Raw genomic sequence first — 25726 nt, forward strand, 5'->3', positions numbered from 1 at the left:
TGGAAATGCTTGTTATCTGCTTTCCTTATTATATATCTGTCCCAGATATCCGGGTGCGTGGATGTTGCGCCCAAATATCACAAGGCTGAGCAGGGTTACCCCATAGGGCAGGGCCACGAAAAACTGATATGGAAGGGCGGAGCCCAGGGCCTGAAGCCGCAGCTGCAGGGCTTCCACGGTTCCAAACATAAAGGCCGCGCAAACCGCAAACACCGGATTCCATCTGGCAAGGATGGTAATGGCCAGACAGATGAAGCCGCGGCCCGAGGACATGTTTTCCGTAAATGTGCCCACAATACCGCAGGACAGGAATGCGCCTCCGATACCGGCCATGAAGCCGCTGAACATATATGTCTTATATCTGATTTTCACAACATCAATACCCGCTGCAGCGGCTGCTTTGGGATTTTCCCCTGCCGCGTTCACCTTTAATCCCAGGTTGGTATACCTTAACAGGAACCATACCACGGCAGCGGCTGCAAAAGCACAGTACACAAGGAGATTGTGCTTAAAGAAAATGTCGCCGATGAAGGGGATTTTTGAAAGCAGGGGGATTTCTATGTTCTTAAGGATATCCACCTTAATCTTATCCGTGCTGACACCGTAGACAGCGCGGTACAGGAAGTTGGTGAAACCAAGGGCAAATATATTGAACATGATTCCCACCACGGACTGGTCCTGCTTCCTGCTGACACCCCAGAAAGCAATGAGCAGGGCGCCTGCAAGCCCGGCCATGCCTCCGGCCAGGATACCGATGAAAAGGCTGCCCGTGTGATAGGCTGCCATGAAGGATATAAGGGCGCTGACCAGCATTTCCCCTTCCAGCCCGATGTTCATGACGCCGGAGCGCTCAGAGACAACGTCTCCCACCGAGCCGAATATCAGGGGTACGCTCATGCGCACGCCTGCTGTAAAAAGAGGAACTAAAAATGCGGCTGTTAATATCTCACTCATTTTTTCACCTCTCTTTTATCAGGGTGTTTCTTTTTGCCGGCAGTTCCAAAAAAGCTGAAGCCCAGAAGGATGAACAGCACGATGAGGGCCTGTAAAACATTGAGGAACAGGGACGACACGCCTGTCTTTACCTGCATGGTCTCGGCGCCTGAGGACAGGGCTGCCAAAAGAATGGAGGACACCAGGACGCCTGCCGGATGGAGCATCCCGAGAAGGGCTGCAACCACACCGTCAAAACCATAAGAACCTGCCAGGCCTTCCAGAAGACGGGTCTGGGTGCCTGCAATCTCCACTGCGCCTGCAATGCCTGCAAATGCGCCGCTGACAAGCATGGCTGACAGATAGTATTTCTTTTCACTGATGCCCCCGAACGCGGCTGCGCGTATACTTCCCCCAAGGACCCGGAGACGGTAGCCGAAGCTGGTCTTCTTAATCACAATCCAGTAAATGAGAAGTCCGGCCAGGGCAATCAGGATGCCTGCGTTCATCCTGGAACCTTCAAACAGCTTGGGAAGGGTGGATGCCACCTTTGCGGACTGGGGGATGTTTCCCTTGGAATCCCGCAGGGGATAGTAAACACAATAACTTAAGAACTGGACCGCTATGTAATTTAAAAGCAGTGTGGTTATGATTTCGCTGGCCTTGAACTGTGTTTTGAAAAAGCCTGCGATCCCGGCCCACAATGCGCCGAAAACAGCTGCGGCAAGAAGCCCGAAAAGGATCCACACCGGGCCTATGGCCTTGGCAAAGGGCGAGATACCCACAATGGTCATTCCGATGGCGCCCAGGCATATCTGCCCCTCTCCGCCCAGGTTGCTGAGCTTTGCCTGGAAGGTAAAGGAAACACCTAGGCCGACTATCAGGATGGGCACCAGTTTTACGGATATCTCCCCAATGCTCCGGAAGGAGCGGAAGGGGCGGATCAGAAGGTAATAATAGGCCTCCAGGGGATTTACATGGAGTATGCTGATGAAGACGCCTCCTATTAAGAGGGCTGCCGCCACGGCTGCCAGGGTAATGAGGCATTTGGCCCCTGCCCCTGCTTCATGGATGGAATCAAGTAGTTTCATTGGCAGTCACCCCCATCATCATCATTCCCACCTCACGTACCGTTGTTTCCTCCGGAAGGACCTCCCCCACAATCTGGCCCCTATAGAGCACCACAATCCGGTCGGAAAGGGCAAATAGTTCTTCAAAATCACCGGATAAAAGGAGAAGCCCCATGCCCCCGTCCCTTGCCTGGATGATTTTTTCACGGATAAACCAGGTTGCCTTGATGTCCAGCCCCCTGGTGGGGTAGGCACATATCATGGCCTTTGGATGTTTGCTCAGCGCCCTGGCCAGTATGAACTTCTGGAGGTTTCCGCCAGAAAGGTTGGCGCTTCGGTCCGAGATGCCCCTGGCCCTTACGTCAAAATCAATCATGGCCTTTGCGGCCTGTGTCCTTATAAAGCGGTAATCCAGGAAACACCCCTTTTTAGGAGGCCTGCGGTTGCGCAGGATCCAGTTTTCATAAAGTGGGAAGTCCGGCACGCTGCCAACGTAATTCCGGTCCGCCGGCACATAGGAAACACCCCGGTCAATGAAGTCCTTGGCATTCTTTGTGGAAACCTGGGCGCCGTCAATCAGGACCTGGCCCCCGCAGGCCCTTCTCACGCCGGCCAGCACCTCGGCCAGCTCTACCTGTCCGTTGCCTTCCACACTGGCAATCCCAACCACTTCGCCGGGATACACGGACAGGGACACGCCGTTTAAGGTCCTGACCTTACGGTCGTCCTCTGCCTTAAGGTCCCGGGCGCAGAGCACAGGCACCATATCTTTGCGGTCCCTGCGGATTTTGGAGAATTCCGGCGGGGTCACTTCCTCTCCCACCATCATCCGTACAATGGTGGACTTGTCCGCATCCTTTGTGTCAATCTGGCCCGTTACCCTTCCCTTGGTAAGGACCGTGATGCGGCGGCTGATTTTCAGCACCTCATCCAGCTTATGGCTGATGAAGATGACGCCTTTCCCCTCGCTGGTCAGATTGGCTATGATTTCAAACAGGCCGTCACATTCCTGGGGAAGGAGTACGGCTGTGGGTTCGTCGAAAATCAGCACATCCGCGCCCGTATACAGAAGCTTTAATATCTCCACCTTCTGCTGCATGCCGATGCTCAGCTGTCCCACCGGGCTGTGAAGGTCCACGTCAATGCCGTATTTCTGCTTCAGCTGCTCCAGTGTGTCCTCAATCTTCCTGCGGTTTGTGATGGAAAATGTCTTCACATCCCCTATCAGGCCCATATTCTCAATGGCCGAGAACACATCCACCAGCATGAAGTGCTGGTGGACCATGCCGATTCCGTGGCGGAGGGCATCCTTGGGCGAGTGGATCCGGACCGGCTTCCCGGAAAGGAATACCTCGCCCCTGTCCGGCTTATAGATACCGTAAATCACATTCATCAGCGTGCTTTTACCGGCGCCGTTCTCCCCAAGCAGGGCATGGACTTCTCCAGGATATACGGTCAGGTTGATATCCTCATTGGCGGTAAAGCTGCCGAATGTCTTTGTTATTCCTTTTAATTCAAGTAATGGAGTCTGGTTGTCCATGTATGCTCTCCTGCTTATTTGCAATGTACTTTACACCACAGTTCCTGTACCGGCGGAATCTGCTCCCTCATGCCGGGGGCAAGACGGCACCAGATGATTCCCTTGGTGGGCCTTGGGAACTCATGGCGCGTCTCAATGATGCGGGTGGGGGTAACGATATAGTCAATGGCTGTGTCATACTCTTCCACCGTCACGTCCACATCAGCCACCTGGCAGTCATGTCCCGCCCCTACAATCACAGAGGTCCCATCCACAATGCCCATGGTGTATAACATGGCCCATTCCAAATCAAAGTACCCGTGTCCCTTGCCAAAACGGATGCCGCTGGGCGTGATGGCGGATGCGCCGGTTACCAGCATATCGATGTGGCCCACGGACTCCTTTAACTGCTCCAGGGTCTGGTGCTTCCAGTAGCGGGAGACACCGTCAAGCAGGGAGGCAACCTCCTCCTTCCCCTCCGGGATGGACTCAGGGCGGATGAGGAAAAATCCCCTGGTAATCCCGTAGTTGGTCATGACAACTGTCTTCTTGTCCCGGAATGCTGTTTCACGCAGCTTTTCCAGGTTATTGTCCGGCGTTATGAAAATCACCTTTGCGTTCTTATACATATCCGTGGACGCCAGCAGTGCGGCGCCCTTGTCACTGCCTTCATAATCCGCGATAAACTCTGAAAACTGCCAGCTGAATTTGGAATCCGGCCTTGCCACCTTAAGTAACTCTTCCCAGATTTTTACCCTTGCTGTTTTTGCATCCATTTTCATGCCCCTCTCTTCTCCTTTGTGTACTTATTCTTTTTTCTCATATTATTCACGCTTGTTATTAACACAGCTAATATTATTATGTTTTTTATGGTTTGTCAATCATAAATTAAGAGATTGTAAAATATAGGAAGGAGGGGGAGATATAACCTCATAAGAACAAAAAAAAGGAAAACCTCCTCAGTTTTCCTTTTCCAATACAATTTCATAGCAGCCGCCGCTTATCATCCTCCGCTCGCCGGCCGGGCTGATGATCTGAATCAGCCGCCATCCCTGGGCAGCCTCATTCATGATAATCTCCTTACACCGTTCCAATGTTTCCGTATTACCATTTTTCAAGTTTCCGTCACAAGGGACTTCCACAAATTTATAATCAAATTTTCCCATAATAACAGCTCTTTCTCTTATGATATTTGCCTTCATTATAATGGCATTGCTCATAAAGATACCATTGGAATTTGTGATGCGGGTATAAAGATTGTATATAGATTCAGGAATGATTCCTGTTTTTTGGAAGAAAAAATGAGGATACGGGACATCCTTCTCCCATATCCTCATCCATGGCCGGTTCCGCCCACAGGAGCAGACAGACCCTGACCTTTTACGCTTTTTACACAAAAAACCGCACCCTGTGCCAGGGCATGCTATCCTCTGCTCATCGCTCTGACAAAGGCTTATAAACTTCTTCCTGCATTACGCTGGTATATGCGGGACGGATAATCTTATCCATATTGATTAACTCTTCGATGCGGTGTGCGCTCCAGCCCACAATCCTTGCAATTGCAAAGATTGGTGTGAACATCTCTTCCGGGATATCCAGCATGCTGTATACGAAACCGCTATAGAAATCCACGTTGGCACTGACACCTTTGTAGATTTTACGCTCTTCGGTGATGACCTTGGGGCCCAGTTCCTCAATCATGGAGTACAGTTCAAAATCCTCCACGCGGCCTTTTTCTTCTGAGAGCTGTTTTACAAAGCGTTTGAAGATTTCAGCCCTGGGGTCTGACTTGGAGTATACGGCGTGGCCCATACCGTAGATAAGGCCCTTTTTATCAAATGCCTCCTTGTGAAGCAGCCTCTTCAGGTAATCCTCCACTTCCTCCCTGTCCTTTAAATCCTTGACATTCTTTCTTAAGTCAGCCATCATCTCAACCACCTTGATGTTGGCGCCGCCGTGTTTCGGTCCCTTTAAGGAGGCCAGGGCCGCGGACACAACGGAATATGTATCGGTTCCGGAAGATGAAACCACGTGGGTGGTGAAGGTGGAGTTATTACCGCCGCCATGCTCCATATGGAGGATCAGCGCAAGATCCAGCACATGTGCCTCCACTTCGGAATACTTCATATCCGGACGCAGCAGCCTCAGAAGGTTTTCTGCCGTGGACAGGTTCTCATCCGGACGGTGGATATACATACTTGCATCCCTCTCATAGTGGTTGTAAGCATGGTAGCCGTAAACCGCCAGCATGGGCATGACACTGATCAACATCATGCTCTGCCTGAGCACATTGGGGATGGAGATATCCCATGCCTTGTCATCATAGCTTGCCAGGGTCAGGATACTCTTGCTTAAGGATATCATCATATCCCTGGATGGGGCCTTCATCACAACGTCCCTGACAAAATTCGTGGGAAGCGTACGGCTGAATGCCAGGCTTTCCCTGAACTTCGTGAGCTGGCTGTCACCAGGTAATTCACCAAAAAGAAGCAGATACGCAATCTCTTCAAACCCATACCGGTTGTCCCTCACTACCCCGCCTATTAAATCATAAATGTTATAACCCCGGTAGAATAGTTTTCCTTCACAGGGCACCTTTACCCCGTCCACAACCTTGTTGGACTCAATTTTGGACACTTTCGTCAGTCCTGCCACAACACCGTTACCATTCTTGTCGCGGAGCCCCCGTTTAACCTCGTACTTCTCGTAGAGCCCCAAATCAATCCTCTCATCATTCAGGCAGATATCTGCCCACTGACTTACATTGTCCATAAATTCCTTTGTCTGAATCATGCAAATCGCTCCTTTCCGTTTTCGATATAGTTTCCTCCTATGAAATCAGTAATGGTACTATTTTAATATATTTTTCCAATGATTGCAATACTTTCCTATTCTTCTTCCAAATCTTTTACCAGTTCCTGGAAGCGGTCCCGCTCAAATTCCTGAATGGAAATGGACTTTTTATTGGGATTGGCAAACACGAATGTCTTGTCCACGTTCTCCACATAGTTCTGTATCTTATCATTGGTGGCGCTGATGATGGCCTGGAATCCAAGGCCGCGGATCAGCTCAATGCAGCTTGCCACCTTTTCAGCATCCATTTTGGAAAATGCCTCGTCCAGCACCACCAGGCGGATGGTGGGATTGCGCTCCAGCTTGGGGGAGAGGTTGATGCGGTACGCCTGGGCAAAGCTGGCCAGCAGGGCTACGTACAGAGGATTCTGTCCTTCTCCTCCTGAATTTTTCTTAATCATCCTGCTCAGGCGGATTTTAATCACCTCATCCTCATTCTGGATCAGCTGCTGCATGTCAAAGGACAGATAGGTGCGGTAATCCGCGTATTTATCCATATTGCGCTTAGCCTCCTCCAGCTCCTGGGGCGTGGCGTTTTCCGGCGGTATGAAGATGTTAATCAGGTCATTAATCAGGACCCCGTACTGGTTTTCATGCTGGGTGGTGAACAGGTCCAGCTGGTTATCAAAGGAATCCGTCAGGTCGGACGGGTTCACTTCCAGGGATTCGTCCATGAACATATCATAGTACCTGCCGTCCGCGCCCTTGCTGCGCCCGATGACAAACTGATACTTATCCTTCCCGAAATCCAGGCGGCTGATGATACGGTTCAGCTCATCCCCCCGGAGCATGGCTTCCCGGATGGCGCTGCGGATTTTATACATGAAGTCATTTTTAAAATGCTCCACGGCTGCCCGGGCCTGGTCGGCTGCTTTCTGCCTGTATTCTTCCAGATGGTCGCAGGACAGGCTGGACAGGAGATGGGCATATGCCTCGTTATCCTTATGGTTGACTGGGAAATTCCGGTTGGGGTAACGGCGCAGGTAGTTGGTCCTTATGGTCATCAGGTCCTGGAACGCAGTGTCCCGGCTTTCTGAAACCCGGCTGCACCGTGTGACATAGCTTTCCTTTTCCCTGTCATACCTGGGATGGTCCTTGGCCGACAGGTACCCGGCCAGTTCCATGTCCAGCCTGCTGTTTTTCACCAGGTCCCGTTCCTGGTCCGTCAGGGTCCCGCTCAGGCTGATGGCCGCGTTCTGGCAGCGGCTGATTTCATTTTCCTTGTCCCGGATACGGTTGAGCAGCTCATCCCTCTCCCGCTTCTTGCCGTCGCAAAGGCTTACCACCGCCTTCCTCTCCTGCTCCAGCTGGTCCACATCCCGCGTCTTCAGCTTTTCAATCTTTGCCAGAAGCAGCTTTTTTTCACGCTGCTTTTCATTCCAGGCCCCGATATCCTTTAACCATTCCAGGTATTCCTCCGGCTCAGACCCAAGGCGTTCCAGGTTAAGGATGCGCTGGCACCCGAGGACGATTTCTTCCAGAGGTCTTTTCTGTTCATCCATGGATTTAAGTTCCTGCTCCAGAAGCCGGATGCGTTTTCTCACACTGTCCTTGCCGATGTAAGCAAATTTGCTGTAATTTTCAGGATTGATGTGCTGGAGCCGGAAACCGTGGTAGAGCAGGCAGCTGTCGGTGATACCAATCCTGCACTGGCGAAGCTCCTGGGTGGTGGCGCATTTGATTACTTTTCCAAGCAAAAGGTCGATGTAGGGCTGGATATAGGGTTCGCGCACCGACACCTCCCCGGACAGGGCATCTTTAAGGACCGCGGGCTGGCTTTGGGACAGCTTTTCCGTGTCCAGGACAGCTACGTTATAGTACTCTTTTTTGTCCAGCTCCCCGTATATTTCCAGGGCGGCCCTGGCATATTTTGGGGGGACCACAAGGCTCAGCTTCTGGCTGCCAAGGTAACCCTCCACTGCGTTGCGCCACTGGTCCTTTTTGATATCCAGCAGATCGGCAAGGACATGGACATCCACGCCCTTACCGGTCTCTTCCAGCAGGCGCCGCTGCAGATAGCTTCTGGCATGTTCCAGATATTTAGGGTATGCCTTGTTTCCGGAACGCAGCTTTTCCAGTTCGTCTTTTGTCTGCTTTTCCCTGTTTTTCAGGTCCCTGATTTGTGCGGCGGCTTCCTGGCGCTGCTTTTCCGTGTCAGCGCACAGGTCGGCGATGGATTCCTTCAGGCGGCAAAGGGTCTTATTGTCAATGGTGCGGTTTTCAAATTCCTCAATATCCCAAAGGGTCTGGTTTGGGGTGATATCCTCGTCTTCCCAGGCCTTAAGGGCCTGGGTGGTCTGCTGCCATCTGGCCTCGCTTTTGCCCAGGCGCTCCAGAAGCTGGTTCAGGGCTTCTGCCTGTTTTTTCAGGTCCTCATAACCGGTTGAGGCAATACGCCGCAGCAGGTTGTCCCCCTGCCCGGTCAGGTCTGCAATCTGTGTTTCCACTGCTGTCCGTGCGTCCTCCTGGCGTTTCAGGTCTTCCTTTGCCATGGCCAGTTTATCAGCCAGGGTCTTTACCTGGGACTGAAGATTCAGGATTTCCAGCTTTTTCACAAAATAAGCGTATTTCTCCAGCTGCTGTTCCTTTTCCTGGTAAATGTCATATGCCTTTTGGATACCGGCCAGTTCCTCAATCTCCGCGCAGGTGTCCTCTATCTTCCTGCGCATGCGCCCATACTGCATGACGCTTTCCTGCATGTCCTCAATGTGGATGTCCTGCTCCATGCAGATGTATTCTTTTACAAAATCCTCCAGTTTTATATTCATGCGGAAGGGGATGGCCCGCTTAAACAGCAGGGGGAATTTCTCAGGATCCAGTCCTCCCAGATAAGTGTCATACAGCACCCTGCGGAACCGTTCGTTGTGGGAGGTTGCAAAGTATTCCTCCTTGTTGAAATGCTCCTGCAGATAGGTTTCCACCTCTGATATGGACATGGTGCGTCTGCCGGTGCGGTATGCATTGTCCCACATGGGGCCTTTGTGCCAGAAAAAGCGGCGGGAAATATCGTTTGCAGATGTCTCCACATCGAACACAATCCCCACGCACTGGCATGCTCCGGTGTCGCTGCGCTTCAGTTCCAGGACAATGGTGGATGAAAAATTCTGATTCCTGAGATAGGAAAATTCATTATTCTCACCAATATTGACCATGCCCCGCAGGTATTCAATCAGGCTCCGGTCCGAGTCATCGGCCGCGGCTTTATTAAAGAACCCCCTGCCGTCCGTATTAGCGTATAAAAGGACCTGCATGGCGTCAATCACAGTGGATTTTCCGCTGCCCGAATGGCCGGTGAAGAAATTAATGTCCTCATTAAATGAAAGGATACGCTTACTGATATAATGCCAGTTGTTCAGGCAGATTCTGGAAAGGGCAAGGAAACGGCCCTTATTCCCGGTCCGGTTCCCCGTCGGTTCCGTACGGTCCGGTTCCATCTGATCCATCTTCATCTGATCCATCTTCATCTGATCCATCCTCATCACCTCCTCTGTCGTCCAATCCAAGGGACTGTGCCGGTCTTTCCCGGCTCCCTTCATCCAAATCCGCTTTTACCTGTACGCCCTCATCCTCCGCGCTTTCATCAAAGAAAGCCAGCAGCTGCCGCGCGTCATCGCCCATCAGGACCACATTGATGCAGGGATAGATGATCATACGGCTTTCACTGTTCAGATCCTCCAGCAGGTCCAGGGGTTCCAGTATCTGGTATTTCTTCAGCAGCGTCACGGCGCGCCGGATATCCGTGGGCGAGGGCTGCTTTTTGAAAAGACGGTAGTTCCCCAGCTTTTCGTGTATCTCCTTCAGGGTGGTATACACATTCACGCTGGTGGACACGCTTTCCATCTGTTCATCATAAATCAGCTTCAGCACCAGCAGGTACAGGGTTGCCAGTTTGGGCAGCTTATCCCCCATCAGGTTCTCGCCCTGGATATAGATGATTCCTGTCTGGGTATTTTCCATGACCTCAATCCCGCTGACAGCAAAATAACTGCGGATGAATTCCAGATGCTTATTGCAGTCCCTGAAATCCGGGTTATACTGGAACCGCCCGGAACGGCGGTCAAATTTGCGTTCCAGGATAAAGGTCTGGTGAAGCAGAAGGCGTATGGACGCGGTCAGCCGCGTCTGCTCCTCCTGCATCAAAGTATCATAATAGGCAATTCCGTATTCAAGCGCCATTACTTCTTCCTCCTTGCAAATACAAACCTCGGATAGCTGTACCTGCCGTTATGTATCATCTCAGGCTCCGGATTTTCCACCGTGTACCGGCTTTTCTGCCTGGTGGAATAATCATAGGCCAGGATCAGTTTCTCAAACTCCTCATCGCTGCGCGCCGTGTCTTTGTCAACTTCCATGATCCCGTTTTCCATCCTGTCCTCGATAAAGTCCTCGATTTCCTTTTTGCTGTATCGGTTTCTTACCTTGTTCAGGTTCAGCACCTCTTCCATGGACAGCTCCTCGGACACGTCCTCGTCCCTGAGCTGTTCCTTAAAATCTGATTTTGTCCTGCGCTTCTTATACAGGGATTTCTCCGACAGGATATTCAGCTGGGACAGGTTCATCTTATTGCCGATTGCCTGTACGTCCTGGTCCGTGCAGCCATATTCAGAAAGGTGGTTCAGCAGCTGTATCACAAGGCCCTTCATGTTGTCTTCCTGGTTCAGGAGATAATTAAGCCGTGTGACAGTGGCCCTCACATACCGGGTATGTTCCTTATCCATATTGGCAATGCGGTGTTCAATATCATCGAAGCCCCGCTCCAGCTGGTCCAGCTTCTCCATGACCTGGGCCTCCGTCACACCAGGCGGTCTGCGGCCAAAGAAACCCGTGGCCCTGGAACACATGTGCCTGGTCCATTCCTCATCCTGGCGCATGGAGGTAATCCAGCGCTTGATATCTGTTTTGTACAGATAGAAATTGTCCGAGGTTTTCAGGATATGGTATTTTTTGTTGACGATTTCCTCCACATAGCGGTCCAGATGCTCCTTTAACAGACTGCTGTAATTTTTCTGCTCCAGCAGGCTTCCAAAAAACTTATCCATATTGTGCAGCATGTCCTGCAGGGATTTGTTCAGTTTCTTTGTATTGACAAGGGCTGTATTTAGGAGGGTTATACTGGAACGGGGGTCATTTTTAAGAGAAAATAGAATGGCATAGACATTCTGGATGTATACTTCAGTCTCATCTTCCTCATCGCTTGTCAGCCTTGCAAACGCTTCAATCATCACGGCCGCGTAATCGGGTATGACAATGTTCACGGTCATATTGGCATAATCGTCCACTTTCCTGAGCCAGCCGTTCCTTAGAAGCCAGTTAAGGACGCGTGTGGCGGGCGGTTCAAGGGTGTCCCAGTCATCTTCTGTCTCATCCTGCCAGAGCACATATTTCTTCCTGGAAAAATATTCGCCCAGAAGCTGGATACACATTTCCCTGCTCAGGAAATAGTTGCTGTACTCGTATTCCTCATTGATTTTTAACAGTGCCTCAATATAAGTAGACCGGTTAATGGAGCGGAACAAGCTCCAAAACCGGTCCGGTATCTCATTCATAAGTATCATCCTAAACCTCCGGAAACAACCTGCTTTTGGCAGCGGTTTTCCGTACTATTATAACAGGAATCAGGAAATGTGACAATCAGAAATCAAAATCCTCCCCATCGTTTCAGGCTTCCTTCCTGGAACACATACTCAGGGGTGTAAAAGGGATAGGACAGGTCCCTGGTATCATACCACGGATTCCCGGGGCTGGCCGGGTTTTTGAGGATATGGAATTCCTGGGCAGGCATATAACCCTGGGCCAGCAGGAAACAGGCATCCCCATTCCCGTCCACGGCCACGTCGGCAACCATGACACAGTGCCCGGGGCTGCCGCCTTTGATGAACATGTCGCCGGCCTTAAGCTGGTCCGGGGATATGGGGGTACACTCCTCATTGAGGGATAGGGTCCCTGCATACATCATCACATATTCCAGATACAGGAGGAAGGTTTCATAGGAATCATCATAGGATGCCTTCTTTACCCATGACACCTGGTTCCCATCCACCTGAAGCCGGTTCCCCTCCCGCCATGAGGGGTAATCCATCAGGAAGCCATTGGTCAGGTGGAATGCAATCCTGTCCTGATTCCCTGTGGACCAGAAGTATTCCGCATAAATGCGGATGATGCTGTCCGCGCACTGCTGAAGGTCGCTGTCAAAGACAGGCAGGTCAAATACGGCCTCATGCGCGCCCTGATTTCCCTTTTCGCTGCCGTCATAAAGCAGCACAGGGCTTTTATCCGCTTTCAGGGGATACCTTCTCAGATACTGCTGGAAGCTTCCTTCTGGCGCGGCTTCCCTTGTGTATCCGGCAGGAGTGGGGAAACGCTCCTCCAGGCATGTCCCCTCCGGATGAATGGCGGTATGGGCCTCGTCACTGTCTGCCGTTATATGGTCCGGGCGCCCAGCGCCCTTTTTCGCGGATACCACCCTGACCCCGTAAATCAGGTCCGAGTAGTCGCTCAGATGGACATATCCGTCAATGGGGTCCATGGCCGTGATGTCAAAGTCCTCCTCCTCGGTACCGGTCAGCATGATCCAGTGCACGGCCCCGCTTTTGCGCCTTACCTTGACAATGGGGTATCTGCCGTCCCTTATCATGCGGTTGATGGAAGCGGCGGACGTATCATCGGACAGGTCCACATAAACCCCTGGCAGGGCTTCCTCAAGGGCTGCCCACAGGATGGCGCCGTTTTCATTGTAAACCCCGTTATCATTGAATATCCGGTTCAGTTCCCCCGGCGTATGATCATATATCCCCTGGGCCTTTAAAGACGCTGCAATGCAGCAGGTCAGACAGCCGGATGACGCCATGGTATCCCTGGCGCTGCCCAGGGAATTACCGGCCCAGTCGTCGTCCCCCTGGTTGTAATCAAAATATGCCTCCAGAGGGAACCGGCCCTCATAATAGGCATCCCCGGTGACCTGGCTTGCCCCCTTCCCTTTTCTGGTCAGCCAGACAGCTGCCGCTGTCAGTATGCAGGACAGGACCAATATGCCTGCCAGGATAATCCGTCTTGCCTTATGGTTTCTTTTTCTCTCTCCCAAGCCTCTGCCTCCCTGTTCTAAATCTGTTTCTTACTATTTTAGCAGATGTTCCTTAGGAAAATATTTCATTTGTTTGACGATTGTTTTAATGTAGGCCTTGTTATGAAAGAAATCACTTCAGGTCATACAAATGAATCCTTTATGATTGCCTGGACAAGGCCTTCAATATGGTACTGCCCCGCTGTGATGTCCGCCCTGTATCCCTGACGCTCCAGTTCGTGGGCAGTGACAGCGCCGATGCAGACCAGCCGTATATCCTTCAGACTCCCTGCCGGCCCCAATGCTTTATCTGCCGTATCCCCGGTTCCTGCCTTATCCATACAGTCAAAAAAGGCCCTGACCCCGGACGCGCTGGCAAATGTAATGTAGTCCAGGCGCATTTCCTGCTCCGGGCGAAAGGAACTGGCCTGCCTGCCCGACACTTCGTAGAGAACAATGTCATCAAAGCGGATTCCTGCGTCATGAAGTGTCTGTGTAAGCACAGGCGAACCGCCTCCAGACCTGGCAATCAGCAGCCGGTCCCCAGGGCCAGCCACCTGGACCAGGCCGTCTGCCAGGGCTTTCGCACAGTATGTATCCGGCATATAGTCTGCGTTAAATCCATACCCGGACAGTTCCCTGCCCGTGCCGTCCCCGATTACCGCAAACTTTACATGGCCCAGGCAGCGGTAATCCCTTCCGTCTTTGAAAAGCCCCTGGAAAAAAAGCCTTACACCGTTGGCGCTTGTGAACACAAGCCATGTATAGTCAGAAAGGTTCCTGTATGCAGTCTGCATGGGGGCTTCATCTATGTGGTCCTCCACCTTCATATTTATCAGCCAGGAGACCTGGGCCCCCTGTTCCGAAAGGGCCGCTGCCAGTTTCCCGGCAAACTGCTCTGTTCCGGTAATCCCCACCCGCTTGCCTGCAAGGGGGCCTTCGGTCCTGTACTTCATCTCATATGCGGCCGTATCCCCCACCACAATAACAGCCGGGGTTCCCAGCCCGGCTTCCCTGACCCGGTTGCTTATCTGGGCTAATGGGGCGCGTATGACCCGCTCGCCTGGCAGCGTCCCGTTTTCTATGACAGCTGCCGGTGTGTCGGGGGACTTTCCGCTGTCAATCAGCTGCTGTACAATCTTTGGCAGCTGCCCCAGCCCCATAAGGAATACCAAGGTGCCGGGTAAGGTGCCGTACACCCCGAAATCAGGGGGAAGGCATTCTGTGCCGGCCTGGGTATGTCCTGTGATAACATGAAAACTCCTGCTCACGGCCCGGTGGGTCACCGGTATCCCTGCGCTTTCCGGGACAGCGACTGCCGAGGTCACGCCGGGCACTGTCTCATAGGGAATCCCGTGTTTTTCCAAGGCCAGGACTTCCTCCCCGCCGCGGCCGAACACAAAGGGGTCCCCGCCTTTCAGCCTTACCACGGTCCGGCCTGACAGGGCCAGCTCAACCAGGATGCCGTTAATCTCCTCCTGTTTCATGGAGTGGTGCCCTGCCTGTTTCCCCACATAAATCTTCCTGCAGTTTTCAGGAACCCAGTCCAGGAACCGCTCCGAGGCCAGATGGTCGTAAACCACCACGTCGCAGAGGGACAGGAGTTCCCTGCCCTTTAATGTCATCAGCCCAGGGGCTCCCGGGCCGGCGCCTACCAGATACACACATCCCAATCTATCCATATTACATCAGTCCCCTTCCTGCCTGCTGTGCAAGCATTTCCAGCCCTTTGTCCGTAACTTCGCCCTCCAGGCTGATTTGCCTTGTGACGTTTCCGGGCCTGCTGATTCCCCATACCTTCATCCTTCCATCAGTGATTTGGGAATAGATGCCGATGGGTTCATGGCAGCCCGCGTCCAGAAGTTTCAGCACCATGCGCTCCAGGCACAGGCACAGGCGTCCTTCCCTGTTGTCAATGGCCTGGCAGAGCATGGCTGCATGGCTGCCCTCCCTGGTCTCCACCGCCATGATTCCCTGTCCCCCGGCAGGAATGAACACCTGGGGGTCCAGATATTTATAATCATAAGAAGGATTTTCCATAAGGTCCAGACGTTCCAAACCGGCCGCGGCCAGGATGATCCCGTCATAAAGCCCTTGCTCCAGCTTCCTTAGCCGTGTGTGGACATTTCCCCGCAGGGTGGCGCATGTAAGGCTGCCGGCCCCAGGCCACAGCTGTCCGCGGTACTCCGCTGCTTCCAGCTGTCTCCTGGGGCTGGAGGTGCCGATCACAATATGCTGCCTGTCCCAAGGCGCGCCTTTCATGGTCACCAGCACGTCCCTGGGGTCCCCGCGCCCGGATACGGCTGCAATCGCCAGTCCCTTGCCCAGGTCCATGGGCAGGTCCTTGGCGCTGTGGACAGCCAGGTCAATGGTGCCTTCCTTCATGGCCTGTTCGAATTCAGAGACAAATACCCCTTTCCCGCCGAATTCCTGAAGCGGCTTATCCAGGATTTTATCTCCCAGCGTTTCTTTGGTGACCAGTTCCACCTCTATGTCAGGCCATGCCCGCTTCAGCTCATCTGCAATCAGATGGGTCTGTATCAGGGCCAGGGCGCTTTTCCTTGTGCCGATACGGATGATTTCACTCATGTTCTTGTTCCCGCTTTCTGTTTATGATAGTCTCTGCCTGGGTGTCCGTGAGGCAGCAGCCATGTTCCAGGCCCTCCTGCGCCAGTTCATAGAAAACAGCAGAACGGACAGCAGGGGAATGGGGGAACAGCGCCTTGACCTGCGCCCTGTACCCGCCCAGCCTGGCTGTCAGTGCTCCCAGCCCCTCAGGGATTGCCTCCCTTATCCTGGCTTTCAGGTACCTGGCTATGACAGGGCTCATCCCTCCGGTGGATATGCCCACGACCACAGGGTCATCCCTGACAATGGAGGGGAAGATAAAGGAACATTCCTCCTTCACGTCCACCACGTTGACCGGAATCTGTTTCATCCGGCAAAGGGAGGATATGTGGCTGTTCAATGCAGTGTCACTGGTTGCCGCAATCACAAAATCAGCATCCTCAACATCACTGTCTTCAAAACCGCGCCGCGCCACGGACAGGGCGTCCCCATACACGCTGCGCTGTTCCATATCCAAAAGCCCCTGGGAAAGGCAGGGGGATACCACCTGGATAACTGCCCCGTAAGGAATCAGGTCCCGCACCTTGCGGCAGGCCACCTCCCCTCCGCCTGCAATCAGCCACTTCTTTCCCTCAATATCTGCAAAAAACGGAAAATAAGCCAAATCCATACCTCCTTCTATTCATGTCCGTACCCTGGGTGTGCTCCATCCGGCCAAAGACGCTGAATGAGACCCAGGCAGCCATTTTCATCTGCCCGCGTCTCATTCCAGCATGTCATCCAGCATCCTGTCCATATATTCCTGTCTCTCAGCGCAGCCCTGCCCCTTATTCCCAGGGTGTGTCTGAAAACGGATTACCGTCAGCGCATGTCGCGCTGCTGTCTGCGCTCTTCCAGAATCCGTTCAAAATCCTCTTCCGTGAATCCGATGTCAGCCAGACGCTGTCTGCGTTTCTCCCGCAGCTGGCGCTGGCGCTCAAGCTCTGCTTTCCGGCGTTTGAAAGACCAGAAACAGGCTCCGGCAACAGCCGCTGCCAGACAGAGGACGCCAATTCCCGCCATCAGAAGGGGTGCCGGCAGCTTAAAGGAAGCAGGCAGTTTGGAATCAGGGGCATCCTGGCCCGTTCCATCCCCGGACGGCTCTGTTCCGGCAGGGACCTCCCCTTCAGAAGGAGGGGCAACGGCGTCCACAGATTGTGCCCTGGTGGTAAATAACCATCCCTCGCCTATCTTCCTTTCGTTATAGGTATAGACAAGTTTGGCCACAGCCCCTTCCGGATGGTCCTTTGGCAGTTCTGTCACCAGTTCCTTTTCAGCATCCATGAACCCGGCTTCATTGGGAATGGTGATGACGGCCGCCTTATCAATGTACAGCTCAGAGGGCTGATATGTTTCACTGCCAATGGTAACAGGCGTATTGCCTGTCACGTATTCTGTCTCATTATCCGCTATGTTCACATTCCGGAAACGGGCAAAGCCAAAATCCAGGATGGTCTTCGTATCGGAATAATGGGTTTTCTGGGTGCTTTTTAAGGTGACTGCAATCTCCCCCCTGTCACCGCGTCTGGCATAGGTCACAAGGGTCTGGCCAGCCTGGGAGGTCCAGCCTGTCTTGCCGGCCACCGCATCCGGATAATACTCCTCGCTGCTGCCGTCCTCCGTGATAAGCAGCTTATGTTCCATGGAAAATGTCCTTCCGTCCGGATTGTTGATGGTGGGCGGGATGGAGGCCTTTCTGGTGGAACTGATTTCCAGAAGCTGCTGGTTCTGGAACGCGGCCCTTGCAATCAGGGCCATGTCGTAGGCTGACGTGCGCTGGGTGTCATCGTTCAGGCCGGATGGATTGGCAAAATGGCTTTCCTGGCATCCCAGGTCTGCCACCTTCTGGTTCATCATGTCCACAAACCCGGAACGGCTTCCGCCAATGTATTCCGCCAGGGCATTGGCCGCCTGGTTGGAGGACTGGAGAAGCATCACATAGAGGCATTCACGGACGCTCAGCACATCCCCCTCTTCCAGGGCCAGCTTGTTGCCGCTTCCTGACTCCACGTTGTATACGGCATCATGGGAGAAGGTAATCTTAGCATCCAGGTTGTCGCAGTTCTCAATGACCACAAGGGCAGTCAGCAGTTTCGTGATGCTGGCAGGGATTTTCTGCTCATGTATGTTCTGGGCAAACAGTACTGCGCCTGAATCCATATCCATGACAATGCCGGCTTCTGACTGTACCCCTGTGTCCGTGGGCCAGTCAGGCCTTGCAAAAGCGGTTATGGAAGACACTGTTAATATCATGATTAAACTTACTATTATGTATGATAAGCGACGCATATGTACCTCTTCTATCTTTTCAGAATCAAACAGCCTACCCATGATTATATTTTAATCCGGGTCCCCTGTCAATCAATTAAAGGTCCTATTAAAATTTCTTATCCTATCTCTCAAAAAAACTAATTGGCTTTCCTGCATGAACTGAGGTATACTCATGTAAGGTATGCAATGACATGGCATGCCCATGAATGATACCACGGAGGACCCGCATCATGGAAAGTTTCACAAAAATGCTGAATGCCCAGCTTATCCTTTTAGTTTATATGGCAGTCGGAATGTACTGCATGAAAATACATCTCATTGACCAGGAAACCAAAAAGAAACTGGTGGACCTGATTCTTAAGATAACCCTTCCCTGCATGATCTTCAATTCCTTTAACAAGCCCCTGACCCCGCAGATCCTGATCCAGACCGCCATGATACTGGCAGTGGCTTTCTGCATATCCATTCTTTCCTATGTGCTTGGAAAGGTAATCTATAACAGGTATCCCCAGGACAAGAAAAGCATCCTCCAGTACTGCACCCTGGTGAATAATTCAGGTTTTTTGGGAATGCCCATGGTATCCTCGGTATATGGGGCCGACGGATTGTTTGCAGCGTCCATTTTTATCATCCCCAACCGTATCTTCATGTGGACCGCTGGGCTTGCCGTGTTCACCACCGCTGACTTTAAGACAAAATGTAAGAATATCCTTCTGAATCCATGTATCATCACCGTATTCCTGGGCCTGGCCCGAAGAATCAGCGGCTTTCCTGTTCCCGGTTTCCTGGACACTGCCATCGGCAACATAGGCGCTGTCACCTCCCCGCTTTCCATGATGGTAATCGGCACCATGATGATCGGGGTCCCATGGAAACAGCTGCTGGAGCCCAGCCTTTTCTATCTGGCCTTCATCCGCCTCATCGCCCTGCCCATGGCGGCCCTTCTCATCCTTAACCTCATCCAGGTGGAACCCATGCTGGCAGGTGTCTCGCTGATTCTTACCGGCATGCCGGCAGGCAGCACCAGCGCGCTTCTGGCAGCCAAATACGGGGCCGATGAGGACTATGCGTCCCGGTGCATTGTCACCACCACCATCCTGTCCCTGGTCACGATACCCCTTCTGATGCTGTTTCTGTGATATAGTACAGGTTCTTTCCCCTGTCTTTTGCAGTATACAGGGCCGCGTCCGCTATCCGGAACAATTCCTCATAGGACATCTGCCCGCCTTTTGCAAGGACAATCCCCATGCTGCAGGTGGCGTTAAAGTCCGGATTCTCCTTAAGGGCCGTATAAATCCGCGCAGCCGACCCTGCCGCCTGGGTCCTGTCCTTTACCCCTGACATTAACATCATGAACTCATCGCCCCCAATCCGTCCCGCTATATCGTCCTGGCGGATGCAGCCCAGAAGGGTTGCGCCAAAGGCTTTCAGCACGGCGTCGCCAGCCTGGTGGCCCTGTTCGTCATTAATATGCTTAAAGTCATCCAGGTCCATGACAAAAAGGGCAAGGTCCTTTCCATCGGCATCCTCAATGCAGGCACGGCAGAGCTCCTCTGTGGTGGTTTTATTTTTCAGACCTGTCAGCAGGTCTGTCTGGGCTTTGCGGCGCAGCTACTTCTGCATGGCAATGGCTGCCTTCAGCTCCTCATTCTTTTTCTGCAGGATCAGGTTCTGCAGCTTCTGGTGCCTGCTGTCATAGCTTATGAAAATGATTCCCATGGCCATAAGCGATATGGCTACCACCGTGACAGCAAACTGTACCGGATAGGTGCGCACAAAGTAACTGAATCCCTTGGGCTCCCCGGCAGACAGGACGGTCCTGTAGATTGCCTCATCAATGGGGCTGGAACCGGCCTTGGCAATGGTCTTTGTGAGGACCTGGACCAGCAGCGGGTCAGCCTTTTTTGTCACGGCCATGTACACCGGTGCGCTGACCGTGTTTCCATCCACCACCAAGAGCCTGGTCCCCAGCATGTTCCGGTCGGCTGAGAGCTTAATGGAGGAAATCATGGCGCAGTCCGCGGTCCCGTCCTCCACTGCCTTCAGGCATTCCTTCGGCGATTCAAAGGTCAGCACCTCCCACAGGGGGTATTTCTTCTGCAGCAGCTCCAGCAGGCCCTGCGCCTGTTCCGCCACGGCAATCCGCTGATGGGAGGACAGGTTCAGCGCCTCGTCCCGTTTGCCCACCAGGCTGAAGCTGCAGCTGTAATACGGCGAAGTATAGGACAGGCCTTTCCCCTCATTGTCCAGACGGTTCCTGAATACGCCCATGATTGCCTGGGCGTCTTCTATGGCAGCGCCGTCCTTAAGGGAACTGCCCAAAACGCCGGGCACGAAGTCAAACTGAAGGCCGCTTATCTTCCCAAGGTATTTCATGTAATCCACAAAGGCGCCCCTGCACGCCTTGTCCTGCCTGTCATACCATTCAAAGGGATAATCGTCCGGCGATATAAGCACGGTCACGGGGCCGCTGCCCTGGATGAATTGTATTTCCTCACGTGTAAATTCCGCAAACCGGGCCTCCATGTCCCCGTAATATTTGTCGTAGAGCGTGGCTGAGTAGTAGGGATTTTCAATAAAGACCTGTTTGAGCGCCCGGTCCAGCCGTTCCATCAGGTCCGGACGCTTCACCGAGGTTATGAGATACGCCGGCATATAGTCAATCTTGGCCAGCAGCTTCTGATTGACATTGAATTCCATGTTGCCGTTTATGATGGCATCTACGTTTTCACTGTCCAAGGCATCCATGAGCTGGGTGCCCGTGTCATACAGTGCGCTTTCATAGGTAAAGCCGTGGGTTTTTGCATAATCCTCAAACAGGCCGTTGAGGTAGTTGCCCTTTATCATACCCACCCGCAGACCGTCAAATCCTGCATAATCATCATAATACAGGCGCTCATCCGACCTGCGTCCTATAAGGGCAACAAAATCAAAGCAGCATTCATAGCTGCTGAACAGATAATCCTTTGCCCGCTCCTCACTGTACTCGGCGGGAAGGAGAAGTTCAATCTCCCCTGTCTTAAGCATCTTAAGGCACTGATCCCATGAGGCCTGTACATACTCGTATTCCCATCCCGCGTACCCTGCTATCTTATCCAGGTACTCTGCCCCGTAGCCATAAGCTCGCCCATCCGGGCCTATCTGGATAAAGTTCCCTATATCCACACAGCCAACGCGTATCCTGTCCGCGGCCCTGGCAGGAAAGGCACAGGCCCCACTGACAGCCAGGGCCAAAAAAACGGTAATCCATATATATTTGATGTATCTCCTGCGCTCCCTCATACCACCCACCCAGCATGTTATAATTTTTCCTGCAAATCATTAACTAGATTATAACATGGCACCAGGGGGGATGCCAGTATTTCGTACAAAAAGGCGTAAAATAACAATCTGTTAATGGGTACAGGAACAGAATACAGGCCGTCAGCTACGTAACCAGTGCTGACGGCCTGTATTCTTTTAAACTATGGAGTAATCGAATCCGCACAAGGCGGCGGTAAATAATCCGTTAGATAAGGCCTGCCTTCTCCATCTCAGCCTTAATCCGGTCCAATACAGGACCTTCCGGGGTCGCCAGGTTAGGCGTATAGGGCAGCCCGATGTTCCGGCCCCTTAAGTTAGCCATGTCCTTTGCCGCCACAGGGAAGCTTGCCCCGTCCATGGAAAGCCTTACGGGATTCAGCTTGAACTGGGCTTCCAGTGAACCGGCAAGGTCACCGGCAACGTACTTGTTGTACACATCCACAATCAGCTCGGGCATGAAGTTGGCCGCGGTACATACCCCGCCCACAGCGCCGTGGCACATGGATGCATATAACAGGGTATCCTTTCCGCCAAATACCTTAAATCCAACGTCACGTGTCCTGCGGATGAATTCAGATGTCTGGGTGATATCGCCGCTGGTGTCCTTCATTCCCACGATATTGGGAATCTCGTGGGCAAGGCGCTCCACCAGCCCGGCGGACATGGTATAGTTAACACGGCCCGGGTTATTGTAAAGCAGCACAGGTGTCTCCGGCACGGCCTCTGCAATGGTCTTAAAGTGGAGGAACAGCTCCGCCTCTGTCGGTTTTAGGAACATGGGCTGGAGTACGGAGATACCGGCAGCGCCGCAGGCAGCAGCCATTTTCGCAAGCCTGCAGCATTTCTTAGTGCTGATCGCACCGATTCCAAAGTACACGGGGACCCGTCCGCCCGCCTGGTCAATCATGATTTTAAGGCCGCGCTCCATCTCATCTTCTTCAATCACATAGAACTCGCCGTTGCTGCCAAATGCCAGGATGCCCAGCACGCCGCCGTCAATCACATAATTAACCTGGTCCCTTAACTTGGCCTCATCAATGAACTCGTTCTCATTGATCGGGGTGAGGATGGGGACAATGACACCCTTGATAAAATCTGTATTCATGACGCTTCTCCTTTTAGGCCTGATTATGACTCTACTGTGGTATTGGCAATCTTCTCATAATATTTGACAATGCTGGAATGGTCTTCCTTCTCATAGCCGTCCGCTTTTAATCCCTGCATGATTTCCATCAGCTGTCCTGTTAACGGAACCGGTGAGCTGATTGCATGCGCAGCGTTCAGGGCATTGTTCAGGTCCTTGATATGCAGCTCGATGCGGAAACCCGGCTTAAAGTTCCTGCTAAGCATCATGGGAGCCTTTGCGTCCATGACAGTGGATCCAGCCAGTCCGCCCCGGATGGCCTGGTATACCAGTTCCGGGTCAGTGCCTGCCTTCTTGGCAAATGTAAGCGCTTCAGACACAGCCGCGATATTGACGGCAACCACAATCTGGTTCGCCAGCTTGGCAACATTGCCGCTTCCCAGCTCGCCTACATAAACAACAGAGCCAGCCATTACCATCAGCATGTCATAATACTTGTCAAACAGCTCCTTTTTGCCTCCCACCATAACGGACAGGGTTCCGTCAATTGCCTTTGGCTCTCCGCCGGATACAGGGGCATCCAGCATGTCAATGCCCTTCTTGGCCAGCTCCGCGCCAATGGCCTTGCTCTCCGTTGGGTCGATGGAACTCATATCGATTACAACCGTGCCCGGCTTTGCGCCGTCGGCAACGCCGTTCTCGCCTAATACGGCCGCACGCACGTGTGGGGAGTTGGGAACCATGGTGATGATGACCTCACACTGCTTTGCAACCTCCTTACCGCTGTTCACGGCAGCGGCGCCGCATGCCACCACTTCGCCCACAGCGTCCTTATTAAAATCAAAAACAACCAGTTCATAACCAGCTTTTAATAAATTCTTGCTCATTGGCTTGCCCATGATGCCTAATCCGATAAAACCTACTTTCATCTCGTTACCTCACCTTTCAGATTGAATTATTAGCGACTTAACACTATCAGTGACCTATGAACACATTATAGCGGAGCCTGCCTGTTCCCACAATTGGCATTGTCAATGAAAAAAGCGGCTTATTTTATACAAGCCGCCCATTGTTTCAAATATGATTTCATAGTTGAAATATTTATTTCGTTTTCGTTTCAAACGAATCGATATTGTATTTCTTCATCTTCCTCCAGAGGGTTGCCTTGCTTATGTTCAGGCTGTCAGCAGTGCGTTCCCGGTTCCCATTAAACCTTGCAAGGGCCTGGCGTATCAGCCGTTCCTCTTCTCCGCGGATGGGTCCTGACAGGCCGGAAGGCACACTGTCCTCTTGTATCCTGCTTTGTTCCGGGTAAAGCCGGTCATGGAGGCTGCGCACCATTATCTCATCAATGCTTCTCTTTTCCGCTGTCAGCACCAGCCGGTTCATATAGGCTTCCAGCTGCACCCGGTTGCCGGGCCAGTCATATTCCATGAGGCACTTAAGGGCTCCCCTGGTCAGCACATGGTACCTGCCGTATTTGTCACAGCATTCCTTCAGAAGTGCATCTGCCAAGAATTCCATGTCTTCCGGGCGTTTCCTTAAGGGTGGGATACACAGTGTCAGCCCGCTGAGCAGATACAGCAGATCCTTCCTGAACCTGCCTGCCCCGGCCAGGTTCCATAATCCCTCCAGGTCCATGGTGCTGGAGGCCATGATACGAACATCAAAGCGCACGGTCCTGGCAAAATCCCTGCTGCTGGTTTTATACCGTATCAGCTGGCAGAGGCTAAACTGGTTGGAAAGGGACATCTGTTCCACGTCCTCGATATAGATGGTGCCCTGGCCAGCCAGGAACACGGCGCCCTTATCCCCGAATATCATGCTGTGCTGCTCTGTCCCTGAAAGCCCGCTTAAGGAAAGGGAGAAAAATGCCCCGTCATTATATAATCCCGCATTGTGCATGCTTTCTGCCAGCAGGCGCTGCTCCGTGCCGGTCTCACCAAGGATCAGTACAGGCAGTTCTGACTGGGAATACAGTCTGGCCAGATGCACACAGTCCTCCATTGCTTTTGAGTGCTGAAGCACGGACTGGAAACATCGCCTGGCAATCAGACCAGGAGGTTTTAACTGACTGTCCTTCACGCTGTTCTGCCGTTCCCCGGCCAACCTCTGGCGTTTGACTTTATGGCAGGTCAGGATGGCGCCTTCTGTCTCATCCCCCACCCTTACCGGTGCCAGGATGGCAAAAACAGCCGTACTGCCGGCCTGCATGAAGGAGGAATAACTCTCCTGCCTTCCTTCCAGGACCTCTGTCAGCCTTCCATGGTCAATATCCTTAAATACATCTTCCATCCTCCTGCCGGCCACCTGTTCCCCGTCCTGCCCCAGGATATCCTTCATCACAGGATTCACGGCCGTAATCACGCCGTCCTTGTCCATGTTGACCACGCCGTTAAAGGAATAATCCAACAGCGTTTCAATCTGGGCATTGCTCCTCTTTTCCGCTCCCATGGCAAAGTCCATGTTCTCCGCCATGGCAAATGCGGTGCGCAGGGAATCCTCTGTCATGGACAGGAACAGGGACGGGCATCCGGCCTCCTTTGCAGTTCCCACCGCCACATCCCCTCCAATCACCAGGTCGGCGCCCTCCTCAATGGCCAGCCTGGACTGTTCCTTAAGTCCTGCACCGTTGGAGGCAAAGTAGGTCCTCAGCCTGATATCATAGATAGTCTCAAAGTATGACATGTCGCAGAACATGTTCTTCACGCCCACCACCGCGATGACCGGCATTTCTTTTCCCACAATCTGTTTGGCCTTCACCACAAGCAGGGCCATCTCCTGGGCCGTGACAACTATCTCAACCACGGGTATGTCCGTGTACTGCTTGATGACGGAGGCCTGAAGGCCTCTGGCAATCAGGATGGTGGCTCCGGCCGCAATGGCATTCCTGGCCTCCACCACAGCATTTTCAGTCTGGATGACGCGCATGTCGCTGACCGCATACTTTTTTTCCTGAAGAATATTATGGGCCTGGTAAAGCATTTCTTCCCTTGGCACCAGCAGGACAATCTTTCCCATGTATC

At 52.6% G+C, this 25726-nt stretch carries 20 protein-coding genes; 1 reads left to right on the forward strand and 19 read right to left on the reverse strand.

Annotation, left to right across the window (positions count from 1 at the left end; all coding sequences use genetic code 11):
* Nucleotides 1-12 precede the first annotated feature (12 nt).
* The 14 genes from DWX59_RS14150 to DWX59_RS14215 form a co-directional block, all read right to left on the reverse strand.
* Nucleotides 13-954 carry an ABC transporter permease gene (locus DWX59_RS14150; RefSeq protein ID WP_117559871.1) on the reverse strand — a complete coding sequence of 314 codons (942 nt, stop codon included), beginning with the start codon at nt 952-954 and terminating at the stop codon, nt 13-15.
* Nucleotides 951-2024: an ABC transporter permease gene (locus DWX59_RS14155; protein ID WP_117559872.1), complete on the reverse strand. Its 1074-nt coding sequence runs from the start codon at nt 2022-2024 to the stop codon at nt 951-953. The genes DWX59_RS14150 and DWX59_RS14155 overlap by 4 nt, the downstream gene beginning before the upstream one ends.
* Entirely contained in the window at nt 2011-3543 is a 1533-nt protein-coding gene (locus DWX59_RS14160) for an ABC transporter ATP-binding protein (protein ID WP_117559873.1), read from the reverse strand. Before DWX59_RS14160 ends, DWX59_RS14155 begins: the two co-directional genes overlap by 14 nt.
* A gap of 14 nt (nt 3544-3557) precedes the next feature.
* Nucleotides 3558-4304 (reverse strand): 5-formyltetrahydrofolate cyclo-ligase, encoded by a 747-nt coding sequence (locus DWX59_RS14165; RefSeq protein ID WP_117559874.1) that lies wholly within the window; start codon nt 4302-4304, stop codon nt 3558-3560.
* 177 nt (nt 4305-4481) lie between these two features.
* A complete protein-coding gene (locus DWX59_RS14170) occupies nt 4482-4688 on the reverse strand; it encodes a DUF4177 domain-containing protein (RefSeq protein WP_117560053.1) in 207 nt (68 codons plus the stop codon).
* Nucleotides 4689-4956: 268 nt separating this feature from the next.
* Nucleotides 4957-6315, reverse strand: coding sequence for a citrate/2-methylcitrate synthase (locus tag DWX59_RS14175; protein WP_117559875.1), 1359 nt, complete (start codon nt 6313-6315; stop codon nt 4957-4959).
* A gap of 95 nt (nt 6316-6410) precedes the next feature.
* Nucleotides 6411-9809 carry an ATP-binding protein gene (locus DWX59_RS14180; protein WP_117560054.1) on the reverse strand — a complete coding sequence of 1133 codons (3399 nt, stop codon included), beginning with the start codon at nt 9807-9809 and terminating at the stop codon, nt 6411-6413.
* Complete coding sequence (locus DWX59_RS14185) at nt 9763-10551, reverse strand: DUF4194 domain-containing protein (protein WP_117559876.1); 789 nt, start codon at nt 10549-10551, stop codon at nt 9763-9765. The genes DWX59_RS14180 and DWX59_RS14185 overlap by 47 nt, the downstream gene beginning before the upstream one ends.
* Nucleotides 10551-11930 carry a Wadjet anti-phage system protein JetA family protein gene (locus DWX59_RS14190; protein WP_117559877.1) on the reverse strand — a complete coding sequence of 460 codons (1380 nt, stop codon included), beginning with the start codon at nt 11928-11930 and terminating at the stop codon, nt 10551-10553. The genes DWX59_RS14185 and DWX59_RS14190 overlap by 1 nt, the downstream gene beginning before the upstream one ends.
* 83 nt (nt 11931-12013) lie before the next feature.
* Nucleotides 12014-13456, reverse strand: a complete 1443-nt coding sequence (locus DWX59_RS29310; RefSeq protein ID WP_235845056.1) for a DUF4846 domain-containing protein — start codon at nt 13454-13456, stop codon at nt 12014-12016.
* 122 nt (nt 13457-13578) lie between these two features.
* Nucleotides 13579-15117, reverse strand: coding sequence for a uroporphyrinogen-III C-methyltransferase (gene cobA / locus DWX59_RS14200; RefSeq protein ID WP_117559878.1), 1539 nt, complete (start codon nt 15115-15117; stop codon nt 13579-13581).
* Between the two features lies 1 nt (nt 15118).
* The gene (hemC, locus tag DWX59_RS14205; RefSeq protein WP_117559879.1) at nt 15119-16024 is read right to left on the reverse strand and encodes a hydroxymethylbilane synthase; all 906 of its coding nucleotides are present in this window, start codon (nt 16022-16024) and stop codon (nt 15119-15121) included.
* A complete protein-coding gene (locus DWX59_RS14210; RefSeq protein ID WP_117559880.1) occupies nt 16017-16673 on the reverse strand; it encodes a precorrin-2 dehydrogenase/sirohydrochlorin ferrochelatase family protein in 657 nt (218 codons plus the stop codon). Before DWX59_RS14210 ends, hemC begins: the two co-directional genes overlap by 8 nt.
* 191 nt (nt 16674-16864) lie before the next feature.
* Nucleotides 16865-18331: a D-alanyl-D-alanine carboxypeptidase family protein gene (locus DWX59_RS14215; RefSeq protein WP_117559881.1), complete on the reverse strand. Its 1467-nt coding sequence runs from the start codon at nt 18329-18331 to the stop codon at nt 16865-16867.
* A 212-nt stretch (nt 18332-18543) separates the two neighbouring features.
* On the opposite strand from DWX59_RS14215, the gene DWX59_RS14220 reads away from it, so the two are divergent.
* Nucleotides 18544-19452 (forward strand): AEC family transporter, encoded by a 909-nt coding sequence (locus tag DWX59_RS14220; RefSeq protein WP_117559882.1) that lies wholly within the window; start codon nt 18544-18546, stop codon nt 19450-19452.
* On the opposite strand, the gene DWX59_RS29315 is transcribed toward DWX59_RS14220, so the two are convergent.
* From DWX59_RS29315 to DWX59_RS14240, 5 genes are all read right to left on the reverse strand, one after another.
* Nucleotides 19421-19924: a GGDEF domain-containing protein gene (locus tag DWX59_RS29315; protein ID WP_353626768.1), complete on the reverse strand. Its 504-nt coding sequence runs from the start codon at nt 19922-19924 to the stop codon at nt 19421-19423. The two genes, DWX59_RS14220 and DWX59_RS29315, sit on opposite strands and share 32 nt — an antisense overlap.
* Nucleotides 19925-21595 (reverse strand): transporter substrate-binding domain-containing protein, encoded by a 1671-nt coding sequence (locus DWX59_RS14225; RefSeq protein ID WP_235845066.1) that lies wholly within the window; start codon nt 21593-21595, stop codon nt 19925-19927. It lies immediately after the preceding gene.
* A gap of 226 nt (nt 21596-21821) precedes the next feature.
* Nucleotides 21822-22721, reverse strand: coding sequence for a dihydrodipicolinate synthase family protein (locus DWX59_RS14230; RefSeq protein WP_117559883.1), 900 nt, complete (start codon nt 22719-22721; stop codon nt 21822-21824).
* A 23-nt stretch (nt 22722-22744) separates the two neighbouring features.
* Nucleotides 22745-23629 carry a 2-hydroxy-3-oxopropionate reductase gene (gene garR, locus DWX59_RS14235; protein WP_117559884.1) on the reverse strand — a complete coding sequence of 295 codons (885 nt, stop codon included), beginning with the start codon at nt 23627-23629 and terminating at the stop codon, nt 22745-22747.
* Between the two features lie 172 nt (nt 23630-23801).
* Nucleotides 23802-25721, reverse strand: coding sequence for a PrpR N-terminal domain-containing protein (locus tag DWX59_RS14240; RefSeq protein ID WP_117559885.1), 1920 nt, complete (start codon nt 25719-25721; stop codon nt 23802-23804).
* Nucleotides 25722-25726 lie beyond the last annotated feature (5 nt).

The sequence above is a fragment of the Enterocloster aldenensis genome (assembly GCF_003434055.1).
GTDB lineage: Bacteria > Bacillota > Clostridia > Lachnospirales > Lachnospiraceae > Enterocloster > Enterocloster aldenensis.

Excerpts from the sequence above, each read along its gene's own strand:
- DWX59_RS14150 (WP_117559871.1), bottom strand. The coding sequence starts at position 954 with ATGAGTGAGATATTAACAGCCGCATTTTTAGTTCCTCTTTTTACAGCA.
- DWX59_RS14155 (WP_117559872.1), bottom strand. The coding sequence starts at position 2,024 with ATGAAACTACTTGATTCCATCCATGAAGCAGGGGCAGGGGCCAAATGC.
- DWX59_RS14160 (WP_117559873.1), bottom strand. The coding sequence starts at position 3,543 with ATGGACAACCAGACTCCATTACTTGAATTAAAAGGAATAACAAAGACA.
- DWX59_RS14165 (WP_117559874.1), bottom strand. The coding sequence starts at position 4,304 with ATGAAAATGGATGCAAAAACAGCAAGGGTAAAAATCTGGGAAGAGTTA.
- DWX59_RS14170 (WP_117560053.1), bottom strand. The coding sequence starts at position 4,688 with ATGGGAAAATTTGATTATAAATTTGTGGAAGTCCCTTGTGACGGAAAC.
- DWX59_RS14175 (WP_117559875.1), bottom strand. The coding sequence starts at position 6,315 with ATGATTCAGACAAAGGAATTTATGGACAATGTAAGTCAGTGGGCAGAT.
- DWX59_RS14180 (WP_117560054.1), bottom strand. The coding sequence starts at position 9,809 with ATGGAACCGGACCGTACGGAACCGACGGGGAACCGGACCGGGAATAAG.
- DWX59_RS14185 (WP_117559876.1), bottom strand. The coding sequence starts at position 10,551 with ATGGCGCTTGAATACGGAATTGCCTATTATGATACTTTGATGCAGGAG.
- DWX59_RS14190 (WP_117559877.1), bottom strand. The coding sequence starts at position 11,930 with ATGATACTTATGAATGAGATACCGGACCGGTTTTGGAGCTTGTTCCGC.
- cobA (WP_117559878.1), bottom strand. The coding sequence starts at position 15,117 with ATGGATAGATTGGGATGTGTGTATCTGGTAGGCGCCGGCCCGGGAGCC.
- hemC (WP_117559879.1), bottom strand. The coding sequence starts at position 16,024 with ATGAGTGAAATCATCCGTATCGGCACAAGGAAAAGCGCCCTGGCCCTG.
- DWX59_RS14210 (WP_117559880.1), bottom strand. The coding sequence starts at position 16,673 with ATGGATTTGGCTTATTTTCCGTTTTTTGCAGATATTGAGGGAAAGAAG.
- DWX59_RS14215 (WP_117559881.1), bottom strand. The coding sequence starts at position 18,331 with ATGCGTCGCTTATCATACATAATAGTAAGTTTAATCATGATATTAACA.
- DWX59_RS14220 (WP_117559882.1), top strand. The coding sequence starts at position 18,544 with ATGGAAAGTTTCACAAAAATGCTGAATGCCCAGCTTATCCTTTTAGTT.
- DWX59_RS14225 (WP_235845066.1), bottom strand. The coding sequence starts at position 21,595 with ATGAGGGAGCGCAGGAGATACATCAAATATATATGGATTACCGTTTTT.
- DWX59_RS14230 (WP_117559883.1), bottom strand. The coding sequence starts at position 22,721 with ATGAATACAGATTTTATCAAGGGTGTCATTGTCCCCATCCTCACCCCG.
- garR (WP_117559884.1), bottom strand. The coding sequence starts at position 23,629 with ATGAAAGTAGGTTTTATCGGATTAGGCATCATGGGCAAGCCAATGAGC.
- DWX59_RS14240 (WP_117559885.1), bottom strand. The coding sequence starts at position 25,721 with ATGGGAAAGATTGTCCTGCTGGTGCCAAGGGAAGAAATGCTTTACCAG.